Below are 2,913 nucleotides of genomic sequence, written 5' to 3' on the forward strand. Positions count from 1 at the left end.
CGCTGCTCGGCCAGCTCGCCGAGCGGGCCCGGATCGACGTCCAGTACCTGGTCGAAGAGCCCGGTGAGTGGCACCTCCGGATCACCCGTAAGCCCGAGTCAGTCACCGTCTGAGCGCTTCGCAGGCGCCCACACCCGTCCCGACAAAGCCCTCCCTAACTAGTTCAGCCCTCCCGCATGCGGGAGGGCTGAACTAGTTAGGGAGGGCCCTAGCGCGGGCGGGCCAGGCCAGGGGGTTAGGCCTGGGCGACCAGGCGGGCGCGGGCCCGGGCGGCACCGGCCACCAGTTCGGCCAGGGAGGCCTCGACCTCGGGCCAGCCGCGGGTCTTCAGTCCGCAGTCCGGGTTCACCCAGAGCCGCTCGGGCGGCAGCACGGCCAGGGACGCGTCGAGCAGGGCGTCCACCTCGTCGGCGCTCGGCACCCGCGGCGAATGGATGTCCCACACGCCTGGACCGACCTCGTTCGGGTACCCGGCCTCGGCCAGCTCGGCCACCACCTCGCCGCCGGACCGGGACGCCTCCATCGAGATCACGTCGGCATCCAGGGCGATGATCGCGTCCATCACGTCACCGAACTCGGCGTAGCACATGTGGGTGTGGATTCCGGTGTCGTTGCGGACGCCGCTGACCGCCAGCCGGAAGGCCTCGGTCGCCCAGTCCAGGTACGCCGCCCAGTCCCGGCGACGCAGCGGCAGGCCCTCGCGCAGCGCCGGCTCGTCGACCTGGACGATCGGCAGACCCGCCGCCTCCAGATCGACCACCTCGTCGCGCAGCGCCAGCGCCACCTGCCGAGCGGTCACCGATTCGGGCTGGTCATCGCGGACGAACGACCACTGCAGGATGGTGATCGGTCCGGTCAGCATGCCCTTCATCGGCCGGTCGGTCTGCGCCGCGGCGAACCGGGCCCAATCCACCGTCATCGGTTCCGGACGGGCCACGTCGCCGAACAGCACCGGCGGCTTCACGCAGCGCGAACCGTAGCTCTGCACCCAGCCGTGCGAGGTGGTGGTGAAGCCGTCCAGCTTCAGCCCGAAATGCTCCACCATGTCGGTGCGCTCGAACTCGCCGTGCACCAGCACGTCGACGCCGAGCTCCTCCTGCTTGCGAATGCAGTCCACGGTGAACTCTTCCAAACCGGCCCGGTAGGCCTCGGCGTCCACCTCGCCGCGGCGATGCGCGGCACGCAGCCGGCGCACCTCAGCGGTCTGCGGGAACGAGCCGATCGTGGTGCTCGGCAGCAGCGGCAGCCCCAGCCGGGCATGCTGGACGACCGCCCGCTGCGGGTAGGCGGCGGCCCGGCGCGACCAGTCCGGGGTGATCGCGGCGAGGCGTTCCTGGACGGCGGGCTGCAGTACGCGCGGCGACGTGCGCCGGGCGGCCAGTACGTCGGTGCTCTCGGCCAGGCCGGCCAACGCGTCCGCGTCGCCGTTCAGTGCGCCGGCGAGCAGCGCCACCTCGTCCAGCCGTTGGGTGGCGAAGGCCAGCCAGGAGGCCAGCTCGGCATCGTCACCGGTTTCGGAGGCCAGGTCGACCGGCAGGTGCAGCAGCGAGCAGGACGGCGCCAGCTGCACCCGCTCGACGCCGAGCCGGCGGACGACCGGGAGCAGCCGCTCGTAGACCGCGGTCAGGTCGGTGCGCCACACGTTGCGGCCGTCCACCACACCCAGCGACAGGACGAGCGACGTCGGAGCGGCGGAGACCACGGCGTCCAGCTGATCCCGGTCGCGGACCAGGTCGACATGCAGCACGTCGACCGGCAGCCCCACGGCCAGCTCCAGGTTGTCGCCCAGACCACCGAAATAGGTAGCCAAGGTCAACTTCGCGGTGGGGACGGCATCCCGCAGCCGGACGTAGGCACGACGGTAACCGTCGATCTCGGCCGGCGACAGGTCGAGGACCAGGGCGGGCTCGTCGAGCTGGATCTCGGTCGCGCCGGACGCCACCAGATCGGTCAGCCAGTCGACGTAGGCGGGCAGGATCGCGTCCAGCAACTCGATGGTGTCGCCGCCGTCGGTGCGCTTGGCCAGCCGCAGGAAGGTGAGCGGACCGATCACCACCGGACGGGTCGCGATGCCGAGCGCGGACGCCTCACGAACCTGCGCGGCGGTCGCCTTCGACGAATAGCGGAACTCCTGGTCAGCGGCCAGTTCGGGAACCAGGTAGTGGTAGTTGGTGTCGAACCACTTGGTCAACTCCAGAGCGGGGACGCCGTTGCCGCCGCGGGCCATGGTGAAGTAGCTGCCGAGCGCATCGGCGTCCGAGCCGGCGATGTCGAACGGGCCCCCGAACCGCTCCGGGACGGCGCCCAGGGTGACAGCGGTGTCCAGCACCTGGTCGTAGTAGGAGAAATCACCGCTGGGAATGTGCTGAATACCCTTGTCGCGCTGCAGTTGCCAGTGAGTGGCGCGGAGCCGGGCGGCGACATCGGCGAGGCCGGCGGCGTCCAGTTCGCCGCGCCAGTGCTTCTCCAGCGCCCATTTGAGTTCGCGGTCGCGTCCGATGCGGGGGAATCCGAGGTTCGCGGTGGTGGTCATGCGTCGGCCCTCGTCGGGGCAGGGGTCGACAAATCGTGTGCGGGCATAGCCGTTTCCTTTCGAGGCCCCATCCATCGTGGGGCGTTGCGGTCAAAGCGCCGCAGCCGGTCTCCTGGCTCGTGGATCGACCGCCGACTCCCGCCTTCCCGGATCACTCCAGTGGCATCGTTGAGAGGTCGGCTCTCCACTCACAGTTGCGAGGACAGCCCCGGATTCGCACCGGGTTCCCGATCACTGCGACGCTCGATCGAACCACGGCCAGCCCGGACGGCACAAGCGCGGCCGGGCGGCGTCCAGCATGCGGCGGGAGACACTCGTCATCCCGGCCGACGCCGGGATCTCCGGCTGACGAGACTCCGGCGCGGAGATCCCGGGGCAAG

Annotated in this window: 1 protein-coding gene and 1 riboswitch; the gene reads right to left on the reverse strand. The window is 70.6% G+C overall.

Going from position 1 to position 2,913, the window contains the following annotated elements:
* Positions 1 to 235: 235 nt before the first annotated feature.
* Positions 236 to 2,533 (reverse strand): 5-methyltetrahydropteroyltriglutamate--homocysteine S-methyltransferase, encoded by a 2,298-nt coding sequence (metE, locus tag Q0066_RS11290; protein WP_298132952.1) that lies wholly within the window; start codon positions 2,531 to 2,533, stop codon positions 236 to 238.
* A gap of 84 nt (positions 2,534 to 2,617) precedes the next feature.
* A riboswitch (cobalamin riboswitch) is annotated at positions 2,618 to 2,805 on the reverse strand.
* Between the last annotated feature and the right edge of the window lie 108 nt (positions 2,806 to 2,913).

This window comes from Micropruina sp., assembly GCF_027492755.1.
Classification (GTDB): Bacteria; Actinomycetota; Actinomycetes; order Propionibacteriales; family Propionibacteriaceae; genus Micropruina.